Annotated in this window: 22 protein-coding genes, 1 pseudogene and 1 riboswitch; of the genes and pseudogenes, 10 read left to right on the forward strand and 13 right to left on the reverse strand. The window is 67.2% G+C overall.

What is annotated here, in order from left to right:
* Positions 1-349: 349 nt before the first annotated feature.
* On the forward strand, positions 350-1,900 hold the full coding sequence (locus Q1W68_RS14780) for a YifB family Mg chelatase-like AAA ATPase (RefSeq protein WP_300649105.1): 1,551 nt from the start codon (positions 350-352) through the stop codon (positions 1,898-1,900).
* Positions 1,901-1,995: 95 nt separating this feature from the next.
* The gene (locus Q1W68_RS14785) at positions 1,996-3,435 is read left to right on the forward strand and encodes an NAD-dependent succinate-semialdehyde dehydrogenase (protein WP_300649106.1); all 1,440 of its coding nucleotides are present in this window, start codon (positions 1,996-1,998) and stop codon (positions 3,433-3,435) included.
* A 27-nt stretch (positions 3,436-3,462) separates the two neighbouring features.
* Here Q1W68_RS14785 and Q1W68_RS14790 read toward each other — a convergent pair whose 3' ends face one another.
* The gene (locus Q1W68_RS14790; RefSeq protein WP_300649107.1) at positions 3,463-3,861 is read right to left on the reverse strand and encodes a DoxX family protein; all 399 of its coding nucleotides are present in this window, start codon (positions 3,859-3,861) and stop codon (positions 3,463-3,465) included.
* 121 nt (positions 3,862-3,982) lie between these two features.
* Between Q1W68_RS14790 and Q1W68_RS14795 the strand changes: the two genes are divergently transcribed.
* Together Q1W68_RS14795 and Q1W68_RS14800 are read left to right on the forward strand one after the other, a co-directional pair.
* On the forward strand, positions 3,983-4,351 hold the full coding sequence (locus Q1W68_RS14795; protein WP_300649108.1) for a helix-turn-helix transcriptional regulator: 369 nt from the start codon (positions 3,983-3,985) through the stop codon (positions 4,349-4,351).
* Complete coding sequence (locus tag Q1W68_RS14800; RefSeq protein WP_300649109.1) at positions 4,348-5,577, forward strand: type II toxin-antitoxin system HipA family toxin; 1,230 nt, start codon at positions 4,348-4,350, stop codon at positions 5,575-5,577. The genes Q1W68_RS14795 and Q1W68_RS14800 overlap by 4 nt, the downstream gene beginning before the upstream one ends.
* Here Q1W68_RS14800 and metH read toward each other — a convergent pair.
* The 11 genes from metH to urtA all read right to left on the reverse strand — a co-directional run bounded on the left by metH (position 5,574) and on the right by urtA (position 18,494).
* Complete coding sequence (gene metH / locus Q1W68_RS14805; RefSeq protein WP_300717010.1) at positions 5,574-8,321, reverse strand: methionine synthase; 2,748 nt, start codon at positions 8,319-8,321, stop codon at positions 5,574-5,576. The two genes, Q1W68_RS14800 and metH, sit on opposite strands and share 4 nt — an antisense overlap.
* A 31-nt stretch (positions 8,322-8,352) precedes the next feature.
* A riboswitch (S-adenosyl-L-homocysteine riboswitch) is annotated at positions 8,353-8,452 on the reverse strand.
* Between the two features lie 20 nt (positions 8,453-8,472).
* Positions 8,473-10,026 carry a vWA domain-containing protein gene (locus tag Q1W68_RS14810; RefSeq protein WP_300659432.1) on the reverse strand — a complete coding sequence of 518 codons (1,554 nt, stop codon included), beginning with the start codon at positions 10,024-10,026 and terminating at the stop codon, positions 8,473-8,475.
* Positions 10,027-10,084: 58 nt separating this feature from the next.
* Positions 10,085-10,891, reverse strand: coding sequence for a CbbQ/NirQ/NorQ/GpvN family protein (locus Q1W68_RS14815; RefSeq protein ID WP_300717011.1), 807 nt, complete (start codon positions 10,889-10,891; stop codon positions 10,085-10,087).
* A gap of 9 nt (positions 10,892-10,900) precedes the next feature.
* A complete protein-coding gene (locus Q1W68_RS14820; protein WP_300717012.1) occupies positions 10,901-11,941 on the reverse strand; it encodes an aliphatic amidase in 1,041 nt (346 codons plus the stop codon).
* Between the two features lie 13 nt (positions 11,942-11,954).
* A complete protein-coding gene (locus tag Q1W68_RS14825; RefSeq protein ID WP_300651421.1) occupies positions 11,955-12,296 on the reverse strand; it encodes a zinc ribbon domain-containing protein in 342 nt (113 codons plus the stop codon).
* A gap of 8 nt (positions 12,297-12,304) precedes the next feature.
* Entirely contained in the window at positions 12,305-13,534 is a 1,230-nt protein-coding gene (gene fmdA / locus Q1W68_RS14830; RefSeq protein WP_300717013.1) for a formamidase, read from the reverse strand.
* A gap of 34 nt (positions 13,535-13,568) precedes the next feature.
* Positions 13,569-14,258 carry an urea ABC transporter ATP-binding subunit UrtE gene (gene urtE, locus Q1W68_RS14835; RefSeq protein ID WP_300651425.1) on the reverse strand — a complete coding sequence of 230 codons (690 nt, stop codon included), beginning with the start codon at positions 14,256-14,258 and terminating at the stop codon, positions 13,569-13,571.
* 10 nt (positions 14,259-14,268) lie between these two features.
* Positions 14,269-15,012, reverse strand: coding sequence for an urea ABC transporter ATP-binding protein UrtD (gene urtD / locus Q1W68_RS14840; protein WP_300651427.1), 744 nt, complete (start codon positions 15,010-15,012; stop codon positions 14,269-14,271).
* A 10-nt stretch (positions 15,013-15,022) separates the two neighbouring features.
* Positions 15,023-16,225 (reverse strand): urea ABC transporter permease subunit UrtC, encoded by a 1,203-nt coding sequence (gene urtC / locus Q1W68_RS14845; protein WP_300717014.1) that lies wholly within the window; start codon positions 16,223-16,225, stop codon positions 15,023-15,025.
* 25 nt (positions 16,226-16,250) lie between these two features.
* A complete protein-coding gene (urtB, locus tag Q1W68_RS14850; RefSeq protein WP_300717015.1) occupies positions 16,251-17,165 on the reverse strand; it encodes an urea ABC transporter permease subunit UrtB in 915 nt (304 codons plus the stop codon).
* A 60-nt stretch (positions 17,166-17,225) separates the two neighbouring features.
* Positions 17,226-18,494, reverse strand: coding sequence for an urea ABC transporter substrate-binding protein (urtA, locus tag Q1W68_RS14855; protein ID WP_300717016.1), 1,269 nt, complete (start codon positions 18,492-18,494; stop codon positions 17,226-17,228).
* A gap of 149 nt (positions 18,495-18,643) precedes the next feature.
* Between urtA and Q1W68_RS14860 the strand changes: the two genes are divergently transcribed.
* The 6 genes from Q1W68_RS14860 to Q1W68_RS14885 all read left to right on the forward strand — a co-directional run bounded on the left by Q1W68_RS14860 (position 18,644) and on the right by Q1W68_RS14885 (position 25,892).
* Positions 18,644-22,072 carry an ATP-binding protein gene (locus Q1W68_RS14860; RefSeq protein ID WP_300651438.1) on the forward strand — a complete coding sequence of 1,143 codons (3,429 nt, stop codon included), beginning with the start codon at positions 18,644-18,646 and terminating at the stop codon, positions 22,070-22,072.
* Positions 22,056-22,976, forward strand: a complete 921-nt coding sequence (locus tag Q1W68_RS14865; protein ID WP_300651440.1) for a DNA-binding response regulator — start codon at positions 22,056-22,058, stop codon at positions 22,974-22,976. Before Q1W68_RS14860 ends, Q1W68_RS14865 begins: the two co-directional genes overlap by 17 nt.
* Before the next feature lie 89 nt (positions 22,977-23,065).
* Positions 23,066-24,694, forward strand: coding sequence for a sigma 54-interacting transcriptional regulator (locus Q1W68_RS14870; RefSeq protein WP_300651446.1), 1,629 nt, complete (start codon positions 23,066-23,068; stop codon positions 24,692-24,694).
* Positions 24,695-24,822: 128 nt separating this feature from the next.
* On the forward strand, positions 24,823-25,341 hold the full coding sequence (locus Q1W68_RS14875) for a YqhA family protein (protein WP_291519643.1): 519 nt from the start codon (positions 24,823-24,825) through the stop codon (positions 25,339-25,341).
* Positions 25,342-25,353: 12 nt separating this feature from the next.
* On the forward strand, positions 25,354-25,572 hold the full coding sequence (locus tag Q1W68_RS14880; protein WP_291519642.1) for a hypothetical protein: 219 nt from the start codon (positions 25,354-25,356) through the stop codon (positions 25,570-25,572).
* Between the two features lie 47 nt (positions 25,573-25,619).
* A complete protein-coding gene (locus tag Q1W68_RS14885) occupies positions 25,620-25,892 on the forward strand; it encodes a 2Fe-2S iron-sulfur cluster binding domain-containing protein (protein WP_300651449.1) in 273 nt (90 codons plus the stop codon).
* Positions 25,893-26,146: 254 nt separating this feature from the next.
* On the opposite strand, the pseudogene mscL reads toward Q1W68_RS14885, so the two are convergent.
* Positions 26,147-26,283, reverse strand: a pseudogene (gene mscL / locus Q1W68_RS14890) (large conductance mechanosensitive channel protein MscL); the annotation flags it as partial.

The raw sequence follows: 26,283 nt of genomic DNA on the forward strand, positions 1-26,283 counted from the left end.
GACACCGAGGTGGAAACGAATTCGGCATGCCCGGAAGCAAACCAATCGCGGTGGGCTGACTGCGGCGTGGCGGACCACGCTTCGAATCAATCGCTTACAAGACCTAGCAGGGAATATGCCAACCCGCAGCTTCCCTACCCCCCGGGGTTGCGGGCTTCCACGCTCACTACAGTGGCCAGCGCGGGAACCAACGCGCACCGGCATGCTCCGCCAGCCGCCCATGAAAGACGCTCGTCCCGCACGGCAGCACCGCACCCCGAGGGTGCGCACCAAACAGGTGCTTTTCCACAAAACCGTGCGCTCCTCTGAAATGGCGGGCATTGCGCACCGAAACAGGGAGTGAATCGCCATGGGTCTGTCATTGGTGCGCAGCCGTGCGCTGCTCGGGCTGGACGCCCGGCCGGTGCAGGTGGAGGTTCATCTGGCCAACGGCCTGCCCAGCTTCACCTTGGTGGGGCTGGCCGATACCGAGGTCAAGGAAGCCCGCGAGCGGGTGCGCTCGGCCATCGCCAACGCGGGGCTGGAATTTCCGTCGAACAAGAAGATCACGGTCAACCTGGCCCCGGCCGACCTGCCCAAGGATTCCGGCAGGTTCGACCTGCCGATCGCACTGGGCATCCTCGCGGCCAGCGGCCAGATCAGCGCGGCACGGCTGGCCGACTGGGAATTCGCCGGCGAACTCTCCCTGGGCGGTGAACTGCGACCGGTGCGCGGCGCACTCGCCATGAGCCTGGCGCTGCACCGCGACGCCGGCGCCGACGCCACCAACGCCCGGCTCGTGCTGCCGCCGGGCAGCGCGGAAGAGGCCGCGCTGGTGCCGCAAGCCCGGGTGTACCGGGCGCGGCACCTGCTCGATGTGATCGCCCGCTTCCTGCCCGAGAGCGCCGCCACGGCCGAGCCGCCCGACGACGGGGGCTGGGCGCGGCTCACGGCCCACCGCATCGGAGCGACACCGCCGCTGGCGGATCTGGCGGACGTGAAAGGCCAGAGCGCCGCCCGGCGGGCGCTGGAGATCGCGGCCGCCGGCGGGCACAGCATCCTGATGGCCGGGCCGCCGGGATCCGGCAAATCCATGCTGGCCCACCGGTTTGCGGGTTTGTTGCCGCCCATGAGCACGCTGGAAGCGCTGGAGTCGGCGGCGGTGGCCTCGCTGGCCGGGCGGTTCGATCTGGCGCGCTGGGGCCAGCGACCCACCTGCGCCCCGCACCACAGCGCGAGCGCGGTGGCCCTGGTGGGGGGCGGCTCGCCACCGCGCCCCGGCGAGATTTCGCTCGCGCACCACGGCGTGCTGTTCCTGGACGAACTGCCCGAGTTCCCCCGAGCTGCCCTGGAGGCCCTGCGCGAACCGCTGGAGAGTGGCCACATCCGCATTTCGCGCGCGGCCATGCAGACCGAGTTTCCGGCGCGCTTCCAGCTGGTGGCCGCCATGAACCCCTGCCCCTGCGGCTTTCTGGGCCACCCCACGCGGGCCTGCCGTTGCACGCCCGACCAGGTGTCGCGCTACCAGGCCAAGCTCAGCGGCCCGCTGCTGGACCGCATCGACCTGCACGTCGAAGTGCCGGCCTTGCCACCCGACAACCTGTTCACGCAGCAGCCAAGCGAACCGAGCGCCAGCGTGCGCGAACGGGTGATCGCGGCGCGGGACCGCGCTCAGGCTCGCCAGGGCTCGGCCAACCAGGCCCTGGCGGGGCGCGCGCTCGATGAACACACGCGACCCGACGCCCAGGCGCTCAAGTTCCTGCACACCGCCGCCGCCCGCCTGGGCTGGAGCGCGCGCGGCACCCACCGCGCGCTGCGCGTGGCACGCACCATCGCCGACCTCGCGGGCAGCGAACCGGTGGGCGTGGCGCACATCGCCGAAGCGGTGCAGTACCGGCGCGTGGTCAACACAGGCGGCTGACGGGCGACAGGCAACACGCCACATGACCTTGCCCGGTGGCGCCGCGAAGCAACTGGTATGGTCTCCGCCTTTCCCCCTTGCAGCAGGAGACCCGCATGAGCTACCCCCACACCCAACTCTTCATCCACGGCCAATGGCGCGACGCCGCCGCTGGCGAAACGCTGGCCGTGTTCAACCCAGCCACCGGCCAGGAGATCGGCCGCGTCGCGCACGCCCGCCAGGCCGACCTGGACCTGGCGCTGGACGCCGCGCAAAAAGGCTTTGAAGTCTGGCGCGACAAGCCGCCCATCGAACGCGCCAAGGTCATGCGCGCCGCCGCTGCGCTGATGCGCGAACGCGCGGGCGCCATTGCCGCGTTGCTCACGCAAGAGCAGGGCAAGCCGCTGGCCGAGGCCAAGGGCGAGGCCATGGCCGCCGCCGACATCATCGACTGGTTCGCCGACGAAGGCCTGCGCGTCTACGGCCGCATCGTGCCCTCGCGCGGCAACCTCGCCATGCGCCAGATGGTGCTCAAGGACCCGGTCGGCCCGGTGGCCGCGTTCACGCCGTGGAACTTCCCCATCAACCAGGTCGTGCGCAAGCTGGCCGCGGCGCTGGCCACAGGCTGCTCCATGATCGTGAAGGCGCCCGAAGAAACCCCGGCCGCCCCGGCCGAGCTGGTGCGCGCCTTTGCCGACGCCGGCCTGCCACCCGGCGTGCTGGGCCTGGTCTACGGCACACCGTCGGAGATCTCCACTTACCTCATCGCGCACCCGGTCATCCGCAAGATCACCTTCACCGGTTCCACCCCGGTGGGCAAGCAGCTCGCGGCCATGGCCGGTCAGCACATGAAGCGCGTGACCATGGAACTGGGCGGGCACGCCCCGGTGATCGTGGCGGAAGACGCCGACGTGGCGCTGGCCGTGAAGACCGCGGGCGGCGCCAAGTTCCGCAACGCCGGGCAGGTGTGCATTTCGCCCACGCGCTTTCTGGTGCACGAGAGCATTGCGAAAGAGTTCTCGGCCGCGCTGGTGAAACACGCCGCCGGTCTGGCGGTGGGCGATGGTTCAGCCGAAGGCACGCAAATGGGGCCGCTGGCCAACCCACGCCGCGTGACGGCCATGGCCGAGTTCACGAAAGACGCGGTGGAGCGCGGCGCCACGCTGGCCACCGGCGGTGAGCGCATCGGCGAGGCGGGCAACTTCTGGCAGCCCACCATCCTCACCGACGTGCCGCTGGACGCGCGCGTGTTCAACGACGAGCCCTTCGGGCCCATGGCCGCGGTGCGCAGTTTCAAGACACTGGAAGAAGCCATCGCCGAGGCCAACCGCCTGCCGTTCGGCCTGGCCGGTTACGCCTTCACGCGCTCGCTGAAGAACGCCGACCTGCTGGCGCGGCGTGTGGAGGTGGGCATGCTGTGGGTGAACATGCCCGCCATGCCCTCGGCCGAAATGCCGTTCGGCGGCATCAAGGACTCGGGCTATGGCTCCGAAGGCGGCCCGGAGGCGATGGAGGCTTACCTCAACGCACGGTCTGTGACCATCATGAACGTGTGATGGAGCGGCGCAGTCGCGCCGCCCGGCTCACTTGTTGGGGCCGAGGCGGTGCGTCAGCGCCACCACCAGTGCGGTCATGAAGAAAAACGCCTGCAACTCCAGGCGCCAGCCGCCGGTGGCCGTGATGTCCAGGAAATGGGTCGAGTGGGCCAGGGCGACGGCCACCGCCATGTTGATCGCGATCACCAGCGCGGCCGGCACCACCCACAGCCCGATGAGCAGGAACAGCGGCGCGACCAGCTCCCCGATGTAGACGCCGTAGGCGAGGAAGGCCGGCAGCCCCTTGCCCACCAACATGCCTTCGATGCCGCCCACGCCGCCGGTGACCTTGGCCCAGCCGTGAAAGATCATGAGGAGAGCCAGGGTCCAGCGGAGCAGGATCACGCCAAAGCGGGGTTGGTTGAAGAGGTTGTTGAGGGCGTTCATGGAAAGTCCGTGTGAGAAAAAAGGGGGCCACTTGGCAGAGCCCTTTGTACATGACCGGGTTCCCCTTTCTTGAAAAGCAACATAAACTTGCTCGAAATACGCATTTCGACCAGTTTTAAAGATGCCCAAGGCCTCACCTTCCTTGCAAGCGCTGCCACCGGAAGCGGCGGCGGCACTCGTTCGCCTGGGTGAACATCTGGCGCTGGCGCGGGTGCGCCGGCAGGAGTCGCAGCGGGCCTGGGCGCAGCGGCTCGGTGTCTCCGTGCCCACGCTGGCGCGGCTGGAGCGGGGCGATCCGGGCGTGAGCGCCGGCATCCTGGCCACCGCGCTCTGGATGGTCGGGCGCACGCAGGCACTGGGCGATCTGGCCGCGCCCGAGCTGGACGCCGGGGCCCTGGAGCTCGACATCCGCGCCGCCCGCCGCACCCGCGCCGTGCGTTCGCAGGCCTCCATCAGCGCGCGCCTGGCGCGCAAGCCGGGGGCGCCATGACCTACATCCCCGTCGACACCTTGCACCTCTGGTACCTCGGCCGGCCTGCGCAGCCGGTGCGGGTCGGTGAACTGAATCTGGTGATGGGCGGGCGCGGCGTGTCGCTGCGTTACGCGTCCGACTGGTTGCGCCAGGGTTTCGCGCTCAGCGAAGACTTGCCGCTGATCGATCGCGAACACCTGCCCAACGAAAAAGACAACGCCGCCGGCGCGGTGGACGACGCTCGGCCCGACCGCTGGGGCGAGCGCGTGATCCGCCTGCTGCACCGCCCGCCACGCCTCTCGCTGCTGGAGTTGCTGTACTTCACCGGCGACGACCGTTTTGGCGGCCTGGGTGTGTCGTCCTCGCCCGATCAGTACCTGCCCCACGCCACGCCCGCCTTGCCGCCATTGGGCGATGCGCAGGCGCTCCATGCCTTGGTGCGCCGAGTGCAACAAGGCGCCCCCGTGGATGAAGCCGAGCGACGCCTCATCGCACCCGGCGCCACCATGGGCGGCGCCCGGCCCAAGGCCTTGGTGCAGATCGACGGCCAGAGCTGGGTGCTGAAGTTCGGCGACGAATCCGGCTCCGATGAAGGCCTGCTGGAACACGCCAGCCTCACGCTCGCAGCCCTGGCCAGCATCCGCGTGGCCAGCACGCGCCCGGTGCCGCTGGCCAGCGGCACCGCTCTGGCCATCGAGCGTTTTGACCGGGCGCCCGGTCAGCGCGTGCACGCGCTCTCGGCCCACGTGGCCTTGCGCGCGGCAGGCGGCGAACCCGGCTACCCCGCGTTGGCCCAGCTGTTGCGACGTCGCGGTGTGTTGGCCCATGGCCAATGGCAGCAAGACATGCACGAGCTGTTCCGTCGGCTCGTGTTCAACATCCTGATAGACAACACCGACGACCACGAGAAGAACCACGTGCTGCTGGTGCAAGACAACCAGCAGCTGCGCCTTTCACCGGCGTTCGACGTGCTGCCCACCGGCCACGCCTTGGGCTACCAGTCGATGCAGGTGGGAAAGGAGGGCGCCGTCAGCAGCGTGGACAACGCGCTGTCGATGGCGGCGATGTACGGCCTGAGCGCGCGCGAGGCGCTGCAAGAGGCTCGCGGCGTCGCCGGTGTGGTGGACCGCTGGCACGCCCACTTCATTGCCCAAGGTGTGAGCGCTGAAACGACCGCGCTGCTGGCCGATCAGATCGACCGGCCCTTCCTGCGCGAGCAGCGGCGCGCGCTGCTCGCCGCTTAAAGGTTCGGCGCCAGCCAGCGCTGGAGCTCTTTCTCGGCCACGGCGCTGCGTTTGGCCAGGTCGGCCACCTGGTCGTCGCCGATCTTGCCGACGTTGAAATAGGCGCTCTCGGGGTGGCCCAGGTAGAAGCCGCTCACGCTGGCGGCCGGCGTCATGGCCAGGCTTTCTGTCAGGCCCATGCCGATGTCTTCGCACTGCAGCAGGTCGAACATCGGGCGCTTGACCGAGTGGTCCGGGCAGGCGGGGTAGCCCGGCGCCGGGCGGATGCCCTGGTATTTCTCCTTGATGAGATCTTCATTGCTCAGCGCTTCGCCCTCCGCGTAGCCCCAGAGGTCGGTGCGCACGCGGTGGTGCAGGCACTCGGCCAGGCCCTCGGCCAGGCGGTCGGCCAGGGCCTTGAGCATGATGGCGGCGTAGTCGTCGTGGTCGTCGATGAACTGCTTCTCTTTCTTCTCCACACCCAGGCCCGCCGTGACGGCGAACACGCCCACGTAGTCGTTGGCCACGCCCTTGGGTGCCACGAAGTCGGCGAGACACCGGCTGGGCCGCATCACGCCGTCCACCTCGAAGCGCTCGGTCTGCTGGCGCAGGCCGTGCCAGGTGAGCGCCACCTCGCGGCGGCTCTCGTCGGTGTAGAGCTCGATGTCGTCGTCGCCCACGCTGTTGGCCGGGTACAGGCCCACCACCGCGCTGGCGCTGAGCCAGCGGCCTTCAATCAGCCGCTGAAGCATGCGCTTGCCGTCGCTGAACACGCGCCGCGCTTCTTCGCCCACCACCTCGTCTTTGAGGATCTCGGGGAAGGGGCCGGCCAGGTCCCATGTCTGGAAAAACGGCGCCCAGTCGATGTAGCGCGCGATCTCGTTCAGATCGAAGTTCTTGAACACGCGCTTGCCGATGAAGCGCGGCTTCTTCGGTTCGAAGTTGCGCCAGTCGATGGGGGTCTTGTTGGCGCGCGCCTTGGCCAGCGGCCACAGCGGCACCTGCTTCTTGTTGGCGTGCTGGGTGCGCACCTTGTCGTAGTCGGCGTTGAGTTCGGCGATGTACTGCGCCGCCTGGTCCGACAACAGTCCCTGCGCCACACCCACGCTGCGCGAGGCATCGGGCACATAGACCACGGGGCCGCTGTAGTGCGGCGCGATCTTCACCGCGGTGTGCACGCGGCTGCAGGTGGCGCCACCGATCAGCAGCGGAATCTGCTTCTCGCGGAAATGCGCGTCTTTCTCCATCTCGCCGGCCACGTACTGCATCTCTTCCAGGCTGGGCGTGATCAGGCCCGAGAGGCCCACGATGTCGGCGCCCTCGGCCTTGGCCATGGCCAGGATCTCGTGGCAGGGCACCATCACGCCCATGTTCACCACCTCGAAGTTGTTGCACTGGAGCACCACGGTGACGATGTTCTTGCCGATGTCGTGCACGTCGCCCTTCACCGTGGCGATCACGATCTTGCCCTTGGGCTTCACGTCTTCGCCCGCCGCCACCTGGGCCAGCTTCTCGGCCTCGATGTAGGGCAGCAGGTGGGCCACGGCCTGTTTCATCACGCGCGCGCTTTTGACCACCTGCGGCAAGAACATCTTGCCCTGGCCAAACAAATCACCCACCACGTTCATGCCGTCCATGAGCGGGCCTTCGATCACGTTGAGCGGGCGCCCGCCACCGGCCTCGATCTCGCGCCACATCTCTTCGGTGTCTTCGCTGATGAAGTCGTTCATGCCGCGCACCAGCGCGTGGCTCAGGCGTTCGCGGATCGGCAGCGCGCGCCACTCGTTCTTCTTGCTGTCGTCCTTGGCCGCGCCCTTGGCGTTTTCGGCCACCTCCACCAGGCGCTCGCCGGCATCCGTGCGGCGGTTCAGCACCACGTCTTCCACCCGCTCGCGCAGATCGGGCTCCAGCTCGTCGTACACGCCCACCATGCCGGCGTTGACGATGCCCATGTCCATGCCGGCCTTGATCGCGTGGTACAGGAACACGGTGTGGATGGCTTCGCGCACCGGGTCGTTGCCGCGGAAGCTGAACGACACGTTGGACACGCCGCCGCTCACCTTGGCGCCCGGCAGGTTCTGCTTGATCCAGCGCGTGGCGTTGATGAAGTCGACCGCGTAGTTGTTGTGTTCCTCGATGCCGGTGGCAATGGCGAAGATGTTCGGGTCGAAGATGATGTCTTCCGGCGGGAAGCCCACCTCGTCCACCAGGATGCGGTAGGCCCGCTCGCAGATCTCGACCTTGCGCTCGTAGGTGTCGGCCTGGCCCTTTTCGTCAAACGCCATCACCACGGCGGCCGCGCCGTAGCGCTTGACCAGCCGCGCCTGGCGCTTGAACTCGTCCACGCCCTCTTTCATGCTGATGGAGTTCACCACGCCCTTGCCCTGCACGCAGCGCAGGCCGGCCTCGATCACCTCCCACTTGGAGCTGTCCACCATCACCGGCACACGCGCGATGTCGGGCTCGCCGGCGATCAGGTTCAAGAACTTCACCATGGCGGCCTTGCTGTCCAGCATGGCCTCGTCCATGTTCACGTCGATGATCTGGGCGCCGTTTTCCACCTGCTGCCGCGCCACGGCCAGGGCCTGCTCGTACTCGCCGTTCAGGATCATGCGGGCGAAGGCCTTGGAGCCGGTGACGTTGGTGCGCTCGCCGACGTTCACAAACAGGCTGTCCGCGCCAATGCGCAGCGGCTCCAGGCCGGAGAGCAGCATGGGTGGCACGGAAACGGGGGAAGACGCGGAAGCGGAGGCAGATGCAGGCATGGGGCTCACCAAGGCGGTTTTGCAGACAACAGACTGGTGAGCGCCGTTTTGGGCCTGTTCATGCCCACTCAAGCCTGACGCACGGTGAGGGCTGTGACCAGCCCACCGGCGCTGCAACGCTCCTTGAGAGAGCGCGATTTTAGCCCTTTGCTCAGCCCGGGAGCGCCAGCAAACGCGCCAAAGCCGGGGTTATCTCGGCCAATGCACGGCCGTGGCGCACGCTACTGCGGCCCAAGACGGATGCCAGCGCGCTGGACTCACCCGCACCGAACACCAGTGCACGCACCGCCACGCCCTGGACGGCAGCTTCATGCGCAGCGCGCCGCAGGTCGGCCGGCAGGTAGGCCGGGTCGTGCACATCCACGTCGTGCGGCTCACCGTCGGTCAACAGCACCACCACGCGCCGCCAGCCTGGGTGATCGCGCGCGTCTTGCGCGCTCAGGTGCAGCGCGTGGCGCAGGGCCGCACCCATGCGGGTGGATCCTGCGCCACGCAGCCGACCCATGGCAGGCAGGGCCTCGTCCCAGTGTTGCAGACAGGGCATGTCAATACGGTGGCGGCCCTGGCTGGAGAACGCCCAGAGGCCACAGCGGTGCCCCAGCCGCTGCAGCGCGAGCGAGGCGGTGGCAGCCGTGCGCTGGATGCGGGCCAGCACCTCACCACCGCCACTCCCTTCGGTGGACGCCGATGCATCCAGCAGCAACAGCACGGCCAGCGGTGGCATCGGGCGCCAGGAGCGGCGGTGAATGCGCGGGTCGGGCGTTCGCAGGCTGCGCAGGTCGAGCGCGCTGTCCACCAGCGCGGCGGGGTGCAATTCATCGCCGTCGACGGCGCGGGCACCGCTGCGCCGCAAGGCACCACCGATGCCCGCCAGACGCCGCGCGAGCCGCCGCTCACCCGACGCCAACGCGCCGGGCGCCCAGGCGGGCGGCCCTGCGGGCGGTGCGCCGCCGTACACGCTGCACCAGCGTGGCCGGTAGCGGCCGATGCGGTGGTCCCACTCGGCGTGCACCGCATCAGGCTCGGTGGGCATGGGCTGGGGCGATGCGCTGGACGCCTCGTCGGTGGGCGGCGCGGCATCGGCCTGCAATGGCACGTCGGACGGCGGCAGCGCATCGTCGGGGATCCAGAGGTGGCTGTTGTCGTCGCGGTAGCGCGCGTGAACGCTGTAGGTGCGGGCGTTGAAGGGCAGGCGCATCTGACCGATGTCGTTGCCCAGCAGGGAGGCGGCCTCGCGCACCTGTGCGGGTGTCTTCAACGCGAGCGAGCGCCCGTCGGGCTCGAAGAACATGCGCCGCACCCGCGCCACCCAGGCGTGCGGGTCTTCGTGCGCAGGGTCGAGCAGCTGGGCCGAGAGGCGCGCGAGCAAGGCCTCGAAGCCGGCACCTTGCAGCGCCGCGGCGTCCGCGTGAAACGGCCACCACACGGCTCGCAGCCCCGGCAGCGCCTGCATCGCCAGCCACTCCACTCGGGCATCTTCCAGCACAGCCAGCAACACCTGCTGCACCGGTTTGAGGCCGCTGCGCGCCTGAGGATTGCCGCCAAAGCGCAGGTGGGCGGCCACGTGCGCCGCCATGGCCAACGGCAGATCGCCTTGCGGGCCCACACCGGCGGGCAGGTGGAACACGGGGTCGGTCAAGGCATCGAGCGTGAGCACGCTGCGGGCATCGTCGCGGGGCTCGCCCACCTGCACGGTGGTCTGCACGGTTCGACCCCACAGGGCCCGCGCCACACGACGAACCTGGCCCGCGGCGTCCACAGCGTCAGAAGCTCGCGCGCACGAGCGCGCGCAGGGCAGCGCCCAGCTCGGGGTCATCGGACAGCGGCTCGGCGATGGCCTGCAAGGCGGCCTCCATCGGCGAGAGGCCGGCGTGCGCCAGCAGCGCGGCGTGCACCAGCATGCGGGTGGAGGCGCCCTCCTCCAGGCCCTCGTCGCGCAGGCGCCGGGTGCGGATGGCGAGCTGCACCAGCTGCGCGGCCAGCCCGGGCGCGGCCTGGCCCTCTCGCTGCACGATGCCGGCCTCGACCGGGGGATCGGGGTAATCGAAACCCAGCGCCACGAAGCGCTGGCGCGTGGAAGGTTTCATCTCCCGGTGCAGGCCCTGGTAACCGGGGTTGTAGCTCACGACGAGCTGGAAGTCCGGGTGGGCGCGCAGCAGCTCACCGTGGCGCTCCAGCGAGAGCACACGCCGCGTGTCCGCCAGCGGGTGCAACAACACGGTGGTGTCGGCACGCGCCTCCATGAACTCGTCGAGGTAACACAGGCCGCCGTGGCGCACGGCCTGGGCCAAAGGGCCGTCCATCCAGTGCGTGCCCTGTGCGTCGAGCAACCAGCGTCCGGCGAGGTCGCCTGCGCTCAGATCCTCGTGGCAAGCCACGGTGATCAGGGGCAGCTGCAGGCGCCACGCCATGTGCTCCACGAAACGCGTCTTGCCGCAGCCGGTGGGGCCCTTGAGCAACAGCGGCAGGCGGGCGCTGCGCGCGGCCTCGAAGGCTGCGATCTCGTGGCCCACCGCCTGGTAGAACGGCTCCCGGGTGATGCGCCAGTCGGCCAGTGGATCAAGCGCCACCAGCGGACCTCAGCGGTGGCCCACGGTGGACGGGTTCGGTATGCCCTCGATCGGGCATTCCTCGGTGCCCACCATCGGCCGCGTGATGGCCTCCACCGCTTTCTGAGTGCCCTCGGGGTCGTTGACCCAGCGCGCGTAGAAGTCGTAGGGGCAGGCGGCCACGCCCTTGTCGCCCTCGCGCGAATTGATCATGCCGGTGTAGCCGCGGTGCAGCAGCTTGAACAGGTGGTTCTCGCTCTGCGCGTTCTTGCGGAAATCGCGGATCAGGCTGGTGGAGAGCGCGGCGTATTGCACGCCGTAGTCCTCCTCGCCGCATTCGCCGAGCGTGCGGCCGTCAAACCCGACGATGGCGCTGTGGCCGAAGTAGCTGTACACGCCGTCAAAGCCCGAGGCGTTGGCCACCGCCACGTAGGTGTTGTTGGCCCAGGCCATGGCCTTGGCCATGAGCACCTGCTGGTCCTTCGCGGGGTACATGTAGCCTTGGCAGCGCACGATGAGCTCGGCGCCCTTCATGGCGCAGTCGCGCCAGATCTCGGGGTAGTTGCCATCGTCACAAATGATCAGGCTGATCTTCAGTCCCTTGGGGCCTTCGCTCACATAGGTGCAGTTGCCCGGGTACCAGCCTTCGATCGGCACCCACGGCATGATCTTGCGGTACTTCTGCACGATCTCGCCCTGGTCGTTCATCAGGATCAGCGTGTTGTACGGCGCCTTGTTCGGGTGCTCCTCGTGCTGCTCGCCGGTGAGCGAGAACACGCCCCACACCTTGGCCTTGCGGCAGGCCTCGGCAAAGATCTCGGTCTCGGCGCCCGGCACGGTGGCCGCGGTGTCGTACATCTCTTTCGAGTCGTACATGATCCCGTGCGTGCTGTACTCCGGAAAGATCACCAGGTCCATGCCGGGCAGGCCCGACTTCATGCCCACCACCATGTCGGCGATCTTGCGCGCGTTGTCCAGCACCTCGGCCTTGGTGTGCAGCCTCGGCATCTTGTAATTGACCACGGCCACACCGACCGTGTCCTTGCTGCTTGAAATGTCGCCGTGCATCATGGCTCGGGTTCCTTCAATGAGAAATCATCCAGGGGCGCTTGCTCGGGAAGGCCTTGGCACCGTTGGGTGCGGTCACCGTGGCCTTGTTGCGGCTGGTGCTGCAGCAACCGCAGCCGGCCGGGTGTTTCAGGCGCGCGTACTCGCCCGAGTGCTTGGGCTCGTGCCGCGCGCGTTCGTTGACGCCCATGGCGTTGCGGGTGCCGCTGTTCATGAGCGCCAGGCGCGGCGCGGTGACGAACACGCGCGGTGAAGCGGTGGCGCAATCCGGGCAGGCGGCGGGCTCGTTGCGTTCGCTCAAGGGGCGAAACGCATCGAAGCCACCGCACGACGGACAGTCGTAGTCGTAGGTCGGCATGGCGGGCTTCAGAGGTCCGGCGACAAGGGCATGACCACCGAACCGTACAGGTGCTTGATCGGACCCGCCGCGTTCGGGTTGATGTCGAAGTCGAAGATCTGCGTGGGCAGCCACAGCGTGGCGCAGGCGTTGGGCACGTCGACCACGCCGCTGATGTGGCCCTGCACCGGTGCGGTACCGAGAATCGAATACGCCTGCGCGCCCGAGTAGCCGAACTTCTTGAGGTACTCGATGGCGTTGAGGCAGGCCTGGCGGTAGGCCACGTTCACGTCCAGGTAGTACTGCTTGCCGCTCTCGTCGACGCTGATGCCTTCGAAGATGATGTAGTCGTTGTAGGTGGGCGTGATCGGGCTGGGCTTGAAGATCGGGTTCTTGATGCCGTACTTGGCCATGCCGCCCTTGATCAGGCTCACCTTCATGTGCACCCAGCCGGCCATCTCGATCGCGCCGCAGAAGGTGATCTCGCCGTCGCCCTGGCTGAAGTGCAGGTCGCCCACGCTGAGGCCGGCGCCGTCCACGTAGACCGGGAAGTAGATCTTCGAGCCGCGCGACAGGTCCTTGATGTCGCAGTTGCCGCCGTGCTCGCGCGGCGGCACGGTGCGCGCGCCCTCGGCGGCAGCCTTCGCCCGGGCGTCACCGGTCATCTTGCCCATGTGGGCCGTCCCCGACGACGGGGGAACCGCCAAAGGCGGCACCCGGTTCGGGTCGGTGGCGATGAAGTCGCCCTCGCGCTTGTTCCACAGGTCCAGCATCGGCTTGTCGGGCAGGCAGCCGATCAGCCCCGGGTGGATCAGGCCGGCGAAATTGACGCCGGGCACGTGACGCGAGCTGGTGAACATGCCCTTGAAGTCCCAGATCGACTTCTGCGCCTGCGGGAAGTGGTCGGTCAGGAAGCCGCCGCCGTTCTTCTTGCTGAAGAAGCCGTTGAAGCCCCACAGGCTGTCGGGCTTGGCGCCGATGTCGAGCAGGTCCACCACCAACAGGTCGCCGGGCTCGGCGCCCTTCACGCCCACCGGGCCCGACAGGTAGTGCACCGTGGTCAGGTCGATGTCGCGCACGTCGTCGGCGCTGTCGTTGTTCTTGATGAAACCGCCGGTCCAGTCGAAGGTCTCCAGGATGAACTCGTCACCCGGCTTGACCCAGCAGGCCATGGGAATGTCCGGGTGCCAGCGGTTGTGGATGTTCTCGTTCTCCAGCGGCGACTTGGTGAGGTCGACCTTGATGAGGGTTTCGGCCATGGCGGTGCTCCTTGTTGTGGAAGGGGGAAAGGGATCAGACGGAGAGGTAGGACTTGATGTGCTGCAGGTCGGTGTCGCTGCGCGCGGTCTCGTGCACGAGACGGCCACCTTCAATCACGAACAACCGGTCGGCCACATCCATGGCGAACGAGAGCACCTGCTCGGAGACCACGATGGTGATCTTGCGCATCTTGCGGATCTCGTTGAGCGCCTTGGCGATGTCTTTGATGATCGAAGGCTGGATGCCTTCGGTGGGCTCGTCGAGCAGCAGCACCTTGGGGTCGGTGACCAGCGCGCGCGCAATGGCGAGCTGCTGTTGCTGCCCACCCGAGAGGTTGCCGCCCTTGCGCCGGCGCATGTCCCACAGCACCGGGAACAGCGCAAAGATCTCCGGCGGAATGGTTTTGTCTTTCGCGTTCTCCAGCCCGGTCTGGATGTTCTCCTCCACCGTGAGCGTGGGGAAAATCATGCGGCCCTGCGGCACGTAGGCGATGCCCTTGGCCACGCGGCGAAAGCTCTCGTCGTGCGTCACGTCCTGGCCCGCCACCGCGATGTGGCCGGCCTTCGCGGGCAGGATGCCCATGAGGCTCTTGAACAGCGTGGTCTTGCCCATGCCGTTGCGGCCCATGATGGCCACGCACTCGTTTTCGCGCGTCTCGAACGAGATGCCGTGCAGCGCCTGGCTCTGGCCGTAAGCGACGATGAGGTCCTTGACTTTCAGCATGGTGGTTCCTTCAGTGACCCAGATAGACATCGATGACTTTGGGATCGGCCTGGACTTGCTCCATCGGCCCCTCGGCCAGGATCTTTCCCTGGTGCATCACCGTGACCTTGTGGGCGATCTTCTTGACGAAATCCATGTCGTGTTCGATCACGATCACGGCGCGGTTCTGGCAGATGCGCTGCAGCAGCTCGGCGGTGAGGTCGCGCTCGCGCGCGCTCATGCCGGCAATGGGCTCGTCCAGCATCAGGAGCTCAGGCTCCTGCATCAGCAACATGCCGATCTCCAGCCACTGCTTCTGTCCGTGGGAGAGCAGGCCGGCCTCGGTGTCGAGCTTGTCGCCCAGGCCAATGTCTTCGGCCACGGTCTGCACGCGCGCCTGGATGGCGTCGGTGGCGGTGAAGGCCAATGCGCCCCAGACCGAACGGCCCGAGGGGTAAGACACCTCCAGGTTCTGGAACACCGAGAGGTTTTCGTAGATCGAGGGCGTCTGGAACTTGCGGCCGATGCCTAGGCGCACGCGCTTGTGCTCGGGCACCTGGATGATTTCTTCGTTCTTGAACTTGATGCTGCCGGCGCTGGCCTTGGTCTTGCCGCAGATCAGGTCCAGCAGCGTGGTCTTGCCCGCGCCGTTGGGGCCGATGATCACGCGCAGCTCGTTCTTGTCGATGTAGAGCGTCAGGGCGTCGATGGCCTTGAAGCCGTCGAAGGAGACGGTGAGGTCTTCCACGGCGAGGGCGAAGTCGGTGTTGCTCATCTTGTGTTCCTCAGACGCTCTGGCCGCTGGTGCCGTCGGGCAACTTGGCGTCGGTGGGTGCGGTGGACTTCATGGGCGCGTGGGGCGGTGGTGAAGGGGGCTGCGGCCGCGCAGCCGAGGCTTCGCGCAGGGCCGACTGGCGGCCTCTCCACCACGGCACGACCTTGCTTTCCCAGACACCGGCCAGACCCATGGGGAAGGCCATCACCACGCCGATGAACAGCCCCGCCATCAGGAACAGCCAGAGGTCGGGGAAGCTCTCTGAGAAGAAGGTCTTGCCGGCGTTGACCAGCAGCGTGCCGTAGACCGCCCCCACCAGGCTCATGCGCCCGCCCACGGCGGCGTAGATCACCATTTCAATGGAGGGCACGATGCCCACGAAGCTCGGCGACATGAAACCCACCTGCAGCGTGAAGAGCGCGCCGCCAATGCCCGAGAGCGCCGCCGCCAGGCAGAACACGAAGATGCGGAAGTCGGCCACGTCGTAGCCTGAGAAGCGCACGCGGTCTTCCTTGTCGCGCATGGCCAGGAGCAGCGTGCCGAGCTTGCTGGTCTGGATCCAGCGGCAGACCACCATGGACAGCACCAGCATGCCCACACACACGTAGTAGAGGATGTACTTGGCCGTGTCGGTGCGCGTGTCCCAGCCCAGCACGGTCTTCAGGTCGGTCATGCCGTTCACGCCGCCGGTGTAGCCCTGCTGGCCGATGATGAGCACGGTGAGGATCAGCGCCACCGCCTGCGTGATGATGGCGAAATACACACCGCCCACCCGCCGCTTGAACATGGCGAAGCTCACGATCCAGGCCAGCAGCGTGGGCACCACGATGACGGCGGCCAGCGTGAACGGCAGGCTCTTGAACGGCACCCAGAACGCCGGCAGTTCGGTGATCTGGTTCCAGTCCATGAAGTCCGGAATGCCGGGGGTGGACTGGATCTTGGTGGTCTCGGGGTCGGAGGCTTCGAGCTTCAGGAACATGGCCATGGCGTAGCCGCCGAGGCCGAAGAACACGCCCTGGCCCAGGCTGAGCACGCCGCCGTAGCCCCACAGCATCACCAGGCCGATGGCCACAAACGCGTAGGTGAGGTACTTGCCCACGAGGTTGAGGCGGAAGATGTCCAGCGTGAGCGGCAGCACCACCGCCAGCAGCACGGTGAGCAGCACCAGGCTGGCGAGCTGGTAGCGGGAGATCCAGGCTTTCAAGGCGTTCATGAACGTGCTCCGGGAGTCAAAAAATTCAACGACGCACTTTGGATGCGAACAGGCCTTGTGGTCGGACCATCAGGATCACCACGATCAACGAGAGCGTGAGCATCTTGGCCATGGAGCCGGCCATGAAGAACTCGGTGATGGACTGCGTCTGGGCGATGCCGAAGGCCGAGACCACGGTGCCCAGCAGGCTGGCCGCGCCGCCGAAGGTGACGACGAGGAAGGCGTCGACGATGTAGAGCGAGCCGGAGGTGGGGCCGGTGGAGCCGATGGTGGTGAAGGCCGCACCCGCGATGCCCGCGATGCCGCAGCCGATGGCAAAGGTGAGGCGGTCGGTCTTCCTGGTGTCGATGCCGGTGGCGTTGGCCATCACGCGGTTGCTCACCGTGGCGCGCACCCGCAGGCCCCAGCGGCTTCGGTGCATGGCCAGCAAGATGCCGCCTGTCACCACCGCCGTGAGGCCCAGCACGAACATGCCGTTGATGGGAATGTCCAGGCCCTCGGCCGGCGCCCAGGAGCCCAGCAGCCAGTCGGGCAGCGTGGGGCTCACTTCTTTAGGGCCAATGAAGGTGCGAAAGCTCTGCTGCATGGCCAGGCTGATGCCCCAGGTGGCAAGCAGCGTGTCGAGCGGACGTTTGTAGAGGTGGCGGATCAGCGCCCATTCGATGAACCAGCCGGCCGCGAACGCGAACAGGAAGGCGGCCACGATGGCGAACGGAAAGTAGGCGGCGACCGCACCCGGGCTGATGGAGTTGGCCAGGGTGGAGCCGAGGTAGATGGTGTAGGCGCCGATGGTCATGAACTCACCGTGCGCCATGTTGATCACGCCCATCTGCCCGAAGATGATGGCCAGGCCCAGCCCCATGAGCAGCAGCACGGCAAACAGGCTCAGGCCGGCGAAGCCCTGCATCAGGCCGATGTTGAGCAGGTCGTTGAAACTCATGGCGATCTCCAAGGGAAATGGGACACGCCGCGGCGCACACGCGCCGCGGCGGGGGTGGGCTTATTGATAGCCTTTGGGGAACGGATCGGGTTTGATCAGGTCCGGTGACTCGGCGACCACCTTGAAGGTCGCGTCCGGCATGCCCATCGCGATGCGCGACTTGCTCCACAGGTGGTGGTTCGGGTCGAGCCGCACGTAACCCTCGGGTGCGGTCTTGAGCTCGATGCCGGTGCGCGAAGCGGCCACCACCTTGTCCACGTCGAAGCTCTTGGCCTTCTCGACCGCGGCCTTCCACAACCAGGGGCCGAGGTAGCCGGCCTGGGTCACGTCGCCGATCACCGAGTCCTTGCCGTACTTGGCCTTGAACGCAGCGACGAACTTCTTGTTGTTCTCGTTGTCCAGCGACTGGAAGTACTTCATCGACGAGTAGAAGCCCTGGAAGTTTTCACCGCCCACGCCGGTCATCTCGTCTTCGGTCACCGACAGCGTCACCAGCAACTGCTTGTCGCCGGTGATGCCGGCGGCCTTGAGCGCCTTGTAGAAGGCCACGTTGGAGCCACCGACCACGGCGGCGAAGATGCAGTCGGGCTTCTGCAGCTTGATCTTGTTCATCAGCGAACCGAAGTTGGTGCTGCCCAGCGGGTAGTACTCCTCGCCGACGACCTTGCCCTTCTGGAAGTTCTCGATGTGCTTGCGCGCGATCTTCATCGAGGTGCGCGGCCAGATGTAGTCGGAGCCGATCAGGAAGAAGGTCTTGGCCTTCTTCTCCTTCGAGGTCCAGTCCAGGCCGTACAGGATCTGCTGGGTGGCTTCCTGGCCGGTGTAGAACACGTTCTTGCTCTGCTCCAGGCCTTCGTAGAAGGTCGGGTAGTACAGCAGGCCGTTCTCCTTCTCGAACACCGGCAGCACGGCCTTGCGCGAGGCGCTGGTCCAGCAGCCGAACACGGCGGCGCAGCGGTCGTTGATCAGCAGCTTCTTCGACTTCTCGGCGAAGGTGGGCCAGTCGGAGGCGCCGTCTTCCTTGATCACCTTGATCTTGCGACCCAGGATGCCGCCCATCGCGTTGATCTCGTCGATGGCGAGCTGCTCGGCCTGGATGGAGCCGGTCTCGGAAATCGCCATGGTGCCGGTGGACGAGTGCAACTGACCAACGGTGACTTCGGTGTCGGTCACCGCGAGCTTGGTGGTGTTCACCTGCGCCGTGGGCTGGCCGAAGCTCCAGGTGGGCAGGCCCGCCAGGCCGGCGGCACCCAGCATCTGCAGCACGCGGCGGCGGCTGGCTTCCGGGGTTTCAAGTGAGACGGCGTTCGGGTCGGTGAGGTGCTTCATGGGTGGACTCCTGGGACGGTTGGGACAGTGAAACCGGCGGTGTGCCGACTGGGGTGAAGACTAGGGACAGCACCGTATGGCGCCCATACGTCAAATAACGTAGGGGGTCCGTCTGGTGGATGGGGACGGTTCTTGCTAGCGTGCAAGGCATGCCCCCGCCCGACCCAGCAACGCCCGTTGCCACGCAGAAAATCTTCCGGTTCCGCCGGGAATACAACTCGTGGGTGGCCGACGAGACCATGGAGGACTACGCCCTGCGCTACACGCCGCGCGCGTTTCGCAAATGGAGCGAATGGCGGGTGGCCAACACGGCGTTTGGCTCGCTGTCGTTCCTGGCGCTGGAGGCCATTGGCGGTGCGATCGCGGTGAACTACGGCTTCGGCAATGCGATGTGGGCGATCCTGGTGGTGGGGCTGGTGATCTTTTTCACCAGCCTGCCCATTGCCTACTACGCCGCGCGCTACGGGCTCGACATGGACCTGCTCACCCGGGGCGCGGGCTTCGGCTACCTGGGCTCGACCATCACCTCGCTGATCTACGCGGTGTTCACCTTCATCTTCTTCGCGATCGAGGCGGTGATCATGGCGCTGGCGCTGCAGATGGCGACCGACTGGCCGCTGCCGTGGTGCTACCTGATTTCGGCGGTGGTGATCATCCCGCTCGTGATCCGCGGCATCACGCTCATCTCGAAGCTGCAGGCCTGGACGCAGCCGCTCTACATGTTCCTGCTGTTCCTGCCGTTCGTGTGGATCGCGATTTCGCAGCCCCAGCTCTACCGCGACTTCTCCAGCCTCACCGGCATCCGCTCGGGCAGCAACGAGTTCCAGCCGCTGATGTTCGGCGCGGCGGCGGCGGTGATCTTTTCGCTGGTGGTGCAGATCGGCGAGCAGGTCGACTTTCTGCGCTTCATGCCCGAGCGCACGCGGCAGAACCACTGGCGGTGGTGGGCCGCGGTGCTGATTCCGGGGCCGGGCTGGATCGTGATGGGCATGCTCAAGATGGCCGGCGGCGCCTTCCTCGCGTTCGCGGCCATGCAGTTCGAGGTGGCGCCCGAGCGCACCACCGAGCCCACCCAGATGTTCCTCGCCGGCTTCACCGAGGCCGTGGGGCACCCGGGTCTGGCGGTGGCCATGACGGTGGTGTTCGTGATCCTGGCGCAGATCAAGATCAACGTGACCAACGCCTACGCAGGCTCGCTGGCGTGGTCCAACTTCTTTGCGCGCGTGACGCACAGCCACCCGGGCCGCGTGGTCTGGCTGGTGTTCAACGTGGCGATCGCCACCCTGCTCATGCTGCTGGGCGTGTTCGCCGGCATCGAGAAGGTGCTGGGGGTGTACAGCAACGTGGCGATTGCCTGGGTGGGCGCGCTGGTGGCCGACCTCATCATCAACAAGCCGCTGGGCCTGAGCCCCAAGGGCATCGAGTTCCGCCGCGCCTACCTCTACGACTTCAACCCGGTGGGCATGGGCTCGATGATCATCGCGGCCATCGTGGCCAGCCTGGCCTATGCGGGCGTGATGGGTGAGGTGGCGGCGGCGTTTTCGCCCTTCATCGCGCTGGGCCTGGCGCTGGTGCTCTCGCCGCTGATCGCCTGGGCCACCCGGGGCCGCTACTACCTGGCGCGCACGCCCTCCAAGGAATGGAAGCCGGGCGAGGTCGTGCGCTGCGCGGTGTGCGAGAACCAGTTTGAAAGCGAGGACATGGCCAGCTGCCCGGCCTACAGCGCGCCCATCTGCTCGCTGTGCTGCTCGCTGGAATCGCGCTGCCACGACCGCTGCAAGACCAACGCGCGCGCCACCGACCAGTTGCGTGCGCTGCTGGTGGCCGTGTTGCCCAAGGGCATGGCGGTGCGGGTGAACTTTCGCGCGGGCCAGTTTCTGGTGGTCTGGCTCACCATCAGCGCCGTCATGGCGTTCCTGATCGGCATGGTCTATGTGCAGGAGAGCCTGCACATGCCGGGCGCGGTGCTGCACGCGCCGTTTCTCAAGATCTACGCTTTTTTGGTGCTGTTCGCGGCGGTGTGCTCGTGGTGGGTGGTGCTCACCACCGACAGCCGCCGCATGGCGCAGGACGAGTCGGAGCGGCAGACGCAGCTGCTGATGCAGGAGATCGACGCCCACCAGCGCACCGACGCCGAACTGCAGTCGGCGCGCGACCGCGCCGAGGCCGCGAGCCAGGCCAAGACGCGCTACGTGGCCGGCATGACGCACGAGCTGCGCACACCGCTCACCAGCATCCTGGGCTACGCGCAGATCCTGCTGAAGAACAGCGACATCTCGGTCTGGGTGCGCGAGACCATCGCGACCATGCAGCGCAGCGGCCAGCACATGCACGCGCTCATCGACGGCTCGCTCGACCTCGCACGCATCGAGGCCGGCCGCCTGAAGCTCGACCCGGTGCCCTTGCCACTGGGCCAGCTGCTCGAAGACGTGGAGCGCATGGTGCGCCCGCAGGCCGAGGCCAAGGGCTTGCGCTTCGCCGTGCAGCAAGAGGGCGAACTGCCGGCCTGGGTGCGGGCCGATGCGAAGCGCCTGCGCCAGATCCTGATCAACCTGCTGAGCAACGCGGTGCGCTTCACCGACCAGGGCGAGGTGGTGCTCCGGCTCGACTTTCGTCAGCAGGTGGCGCGCATCGACGTGATCGACACCGGCATCGGCATCGCGGCACAAGACCAGACGCGCATCTTTCTGCCGTTCGAGCGCGGCAGCGCCGGCCGCCGCGCGCGCGACACCGGCACCGGCCTGGGCCTGACCATCACGCACCTGCTCACCGACATGATGGGCGGCGAACTCACGCTCAAGAGCCGACCCGGGCACGGCAGCACCTTCTCGCTGCGCCTGTACCTGCCGGCCATCGCGTCGGACCCGCTGCACCCGCTGCCGATCCCCTCCACCCTGCGCGCCGTCACCGGCTACCTGGGGCCCCGGCGCACCCTGCTGGTGGTGGACGACCAGCCGCTGCACCGGCAGCTGCTGGCCAGCATCCTGGTGCCGCTGGGGTTCGTGGTGCGCGAAGCGGCCAGCGGCCAGGAGTGCCTGGAGATCATCGAACACCACCCGCCCGACCTGCTGCTGCTCGACCTCACCATGGACGGCCTGGACGGCTGGCAGACCGCCGCGGCGGTGCGCCTGCTGTGGCCGGCCGCCACCCTGCCCATCGTGTTCGTCTCGGCCAACCTCTTTGACAACCGCCCGGAAGAACTCACCAAACTGGCGTGCCAGGGCTTTGTGGCCAAGCCGATGGTGGAGTCGGAACTGCTGGACGCGCTCAAGCGCGCGCTGGTGCTGGAATGGGTGACCGAACAGGCGCCCGCCACCACGCCGGTGAGCTTCGAGCGCCACCGCGTCACGGGCCTGCCGCTGCCCGAAGACCTGCGCGAAGAACTGCAACGGCTGGCGCGCCAGGGCCAGGCCGCCGCGCTGCGCCAGCGCCTGTGGCAGGCGCAGACCGCCGAGCCCGCCCACGCCGCCACGCTGGCGCTGCTGCAGTCGTGCGCGGACCGGTTCGACTTTCAAACCCTGATCGAATACCTCAGGGACACCGCGGAGCTCACGGAAGAAGATGACATCAACACCTGACCCAGTGGCCACACCACCGTTGGTCACGCCACCCGTGATCCTGGTGGTGGACGACGCCGTGGACACCTTGCGCATGCTCGGCGATGCGCTGGTTGCCGAGGGCTACGTGGTGCTCGCCGCGCGCGACGCCGAAGAAGCGCTCGAACGGTTTGAAGTGGCGGTGCCCGACGGGGTGCTGCTCGACGCGGTGATGCCCGGCATGGACGGCTTCGCGTTGTGCGAGCACCTCAAGGCCACGCCCGCCTGGTCGCACGTGCCCATCGTCTTCATGACCGGCCTCTCCGAGAGCGACCAGATCCTGCGCGGCTTTGCGTGCGGCGGCGTGGACTACGTGGTCAAGCCGCTGCGCATTCCGGAGGTGATGGCGCGGCTGGCCACGCACGTGCGCAACGCGCGCGTGACGCGGCTGGCGCAGGAGGCGGTGGACGTGGCCGGCATGGGCACCGTGGTGCTGGACACGCAGGGCCGCATGGCCTGGCGCTCGCCGCAGGCCACGGCCTGGCTCGCGCAGGCCTTCGGCGTGGACGCCGCCGCCAGCAAGCGGGCCAGCGAATGGCTCGGCACCGCGCTGAACCACGACAACAGCACCTTCGACCTCGGGCGCCACGGCCGGCTGCTCGCGCGCAACATGGGCCAGGGCAATCTGGGCGAGTCGATGCTGCTGCTCACGCTCACGCCCGACAGCGCCACCGCCCAGCGCCTGCGCGACATCGCGCTCACGCCGCGCGAGACCGAGGTGCTCTCGTGGCTGGCCAAGGGCAAAACCAACCGCGACATCGCCGAGATCCTGGGCATGAGCCACCGCACGGTGAACAAACACCTGGAGCATGTGTTCGAGAAACTGGGCGTGGAAACGCGGTCTGCCGCGGCTGCCATCGCCGGGCGCTTGCTGCCGCAAGTCTGAAAAGCAGGCGGTTTTTCTCCCTCTCACCCTGGGGAGAGGGCCGGGGTGAGGGCCGCCTCGCGGGCGCGATGCTTGCTTGCGCTTGAGCCATGCCCCACCGCACCGACCCCGACCACACCAACACCGACTGGCACGCCCAGGAGCTGCTGCTCATGCGCGAGGTCATGAAGCTGGTGGGCCGCAGCCTGGCGCCGGCGTTTGTGCTGCGCGAGATGCTGCACCTCATGAGCGAGCTGCTCGGCCTGAACCGGGGCCGCATGGTGCTGGCCGACGACGCCACCAGCGGCCAGACCCGGGACCAGCGCACCGCCTCCATCCGCCACGCCTACGGCCTCACCGCCGGGCAGGTGGCCAGCGGCGTGTACCGCTGGGGCGAAGGCATCACCGGGCGGGTGCTGCAGACCGGCCTGCCCGCCATCGTGCAGGACGTGGAGGCCGAGCCGCTGTTTTTGTTTCGCTGCGTGCCGCGCAGCCAGCTGCCGCCGCAGACCGTGGCCTTTCTGGCGCTGCCCATCGAGGTGAACGGCGCCACCATCGGCGTGCTGGCCTGCCACCGCATCCGCAGCCGCCAGCGCCATTTGAACGACGACCTGGCGCTGCTGCGCATCTTGGCCACGCTGGCCGGGCAGCTGCTCCAGCTGGAGCAGCTGGTGGCCGAAGAAACCCGCCAGCTCGAAGAGCGCAACGCCGCCCTGGCCCGCGCGCTGGACACCAGCACCGCGCGCTACGGGCTCATTGGCCGCTCACCCGCGCTCTTGCAGGCCCTGGGCGAGCTGGAGCGCGTGTCGCAGTCGCAAGCCACGGTGCTGCTGCTGGGCGAGTCGGGCACCGGCAAGGAGCTGTTTGCCCGCGCCGTGCACCTGGCCAGCGGCCGGCACGACCAGCCCTTCATCAAGGTGAACTGCTCCGCCATCCCCGACACCTTGTTCGAGTCCGAACTGTTCGGCTACGAGCGCGGCGCCTTCACCGGCGCCAACACCGCGCGCGCCGGCTGGTTCGAGCAGGCCAACGGCGGCACCATCTTTCTGGACGAGATCGGCGAGCTGCCGCTGGCCATGCAGAGCAAGCTGCTGCGCACCCTGCAAGAAGGCACGCTGGTGCGCCTGGGCGGCACGCGCGAGGTGAAGGTGAACGTGCGCCTGGTGGCCGCCACCAACCGCGACCTCGCGCGCGACGTGCAGGCCGGGCAGTTCCGGCAAGACCTGTACTACCGGCTCAACGTGATCCCGATCCGCCTGCCCAGCCTGCGCGAGCGGCGCGAAGACATCCGCGCGCTCGCCCTGCATTTTGTGAACCGCGCCAACCAGGCCCACGAGCGCAACGTGCACCTGGCGCCAGAAGCCATGGCTCGGCTGGAAACGCACGACTGGCCCGGCAACATCCGCGAGCTGGGCAACCTCATCGAACGCCTGGTGCTGCTGACCGACCACACCCGCGTGACCGCCGTGGCGCTGGAGCGCTTCATGCCCGAGTCGTCACCGCCCGCGCCCGGCGCGGTGACTGCCCTGGACAGGCCGGGCACCAGCGCGCCGCCCGCCGCGGCCGGCCCCGCGCCCGACGCCCTGGTGCGCGACTACCAGAGCGCCAACTCCCACACCGCCGAACACCTGCGCCGGGCGCTCGACCAGCACCAGGGCAACCAGTCGCGCGCCGCGCAAAGCCTGGGGCTCACGCTGCGGCAGTTCAGCTACCGGCTGCGCAAGGCCGGGCTGCGGTGAAACCAAGGCCATGACGCCCGACACGGCAAGCCTCGGCGATACTCAAATCCCGCGTTGGGTGAGCGCCGGCCGCGAGACGGAGCGACCGCGTTTCACCACCTTTCACATCCACTGAACACCGAAAACCCATGGAAAAGCTGCTCTCAAGCGTTGGTTCGTTGCTGTACGGCATGCGTTTCACCATGCTCTTCTTCTACGTCGGGCTGGTCGCCATCATCTTCGGCATCCTGGGCAAGTTTTTGCTGGAAACCTACAAGCTCTTCACCACCCTGATGTTTGACGATCTGCAGAAGATCGACCTCATCATCAAGGTGCTGGAGCTGGTGGACATGACCATGGTCGCCCAGCTGGTCTGGGTGGTGGCGCTGGCGGGTGTGTCGCTGTTCGTGACCACCGGGCACTTTGATTCCAAAGAGATGAAAAAGCCCGACTGGCTCGACCACGTCAACACCTACAACCTCAAGCTCAAGCTGGCCTTCGCCATCATTTCCATCTCGGGCGTGCACGCGCTCAAAACCTACCTCAGCGGCGAGCTGACCCTGGAGAACATCCAGGTCGTCACCATGGTGGCGGTGATCCATTTCACCTTCGTGCTCTCGGCCATCGGCATCTCGTTTGCCGAGCGGCTGACGCGAGACAAACACTGAGGCAACGCCGCCATGAAAACCATCGACGAAATGCTGAACCTGGCCCTGCTGACGCCCGACGAGCACCAGCAGATCAGCAGCTGGATCGCCCAGGCCGACACCCCCGACGAGATCCTGAAGATGCCGCCCCTGCTGTGGCGAGCGGTGGAGCGGGCGAGTGCGGTGATGGGGATTGATGAGGATTTGCTGCGGCCGCCTGCGTTGGATGGGGACGATTTCGTCAGTCGATAGGCTCCGTTTCTTGAGAAGAGCGATGGGACAAGACGCTTTCGCCGCGCATGAAAACCTTCCGGCTCCAGATTGACGGACGGGAGACCGACATTGCGGCCCACAGCGACACCAGCTTGTTCGCTTCGATGACGCGCGCCGGCGTTGCATGGCCGGTGTCCTGCCGCAACGGTACTTGTCGCACCTGCATCGCTCGCTTGCTACAGGGGCAGGTGCGCTACGAAATTCCCTGGCCCGGCCTGAGCCCCGAGGAAAAGGACGAAGGCTACTGCTTACCCTGCGTAGCGCGGCCCATGTCGGATGTTGTGATTGCTCGGCCATGAAAACCAAACTGTGCGGTAAACACTGATCGGGCTCGCCTATCTGGATAACTGCTAGAGACTGGTTGCAGACGGTCGCGCTCAAGGGCTTAGATCGTCTCAAGTGAAATCACCGGTCGTCGGGTACGTAGCACCTCGAACGGCGGCAATACCTCCGTCACCAGTCGCAACCTTTTATCAAATGGGAGAGAAGCAAAAAGCTCGGATCCCCGGCAAGTTTTGTCGAGACGAGTGGCGCCCACTGGAGGCCCGAGACATCATCTCTTGAGGCTGTCGCGGATCTCGCGCAACAACACCACATCTTCAGGCGTGGCCACGGGAGTTGGTGGTGCAGCCGGCGTCTCGCGCTTGAGCCGATTGACCTGCTTGATCATCAGGAAAATGATGAATGCCA

This window comes from Hydrogenophaga sp. (assembly GCF_030158645.1).
Classification (GTDB): Bacteria; Pseudomonadota; Gammaproteobacteria; order Burkholderiales; family Burkholderiaceae_C; genus Hydrogenophaga.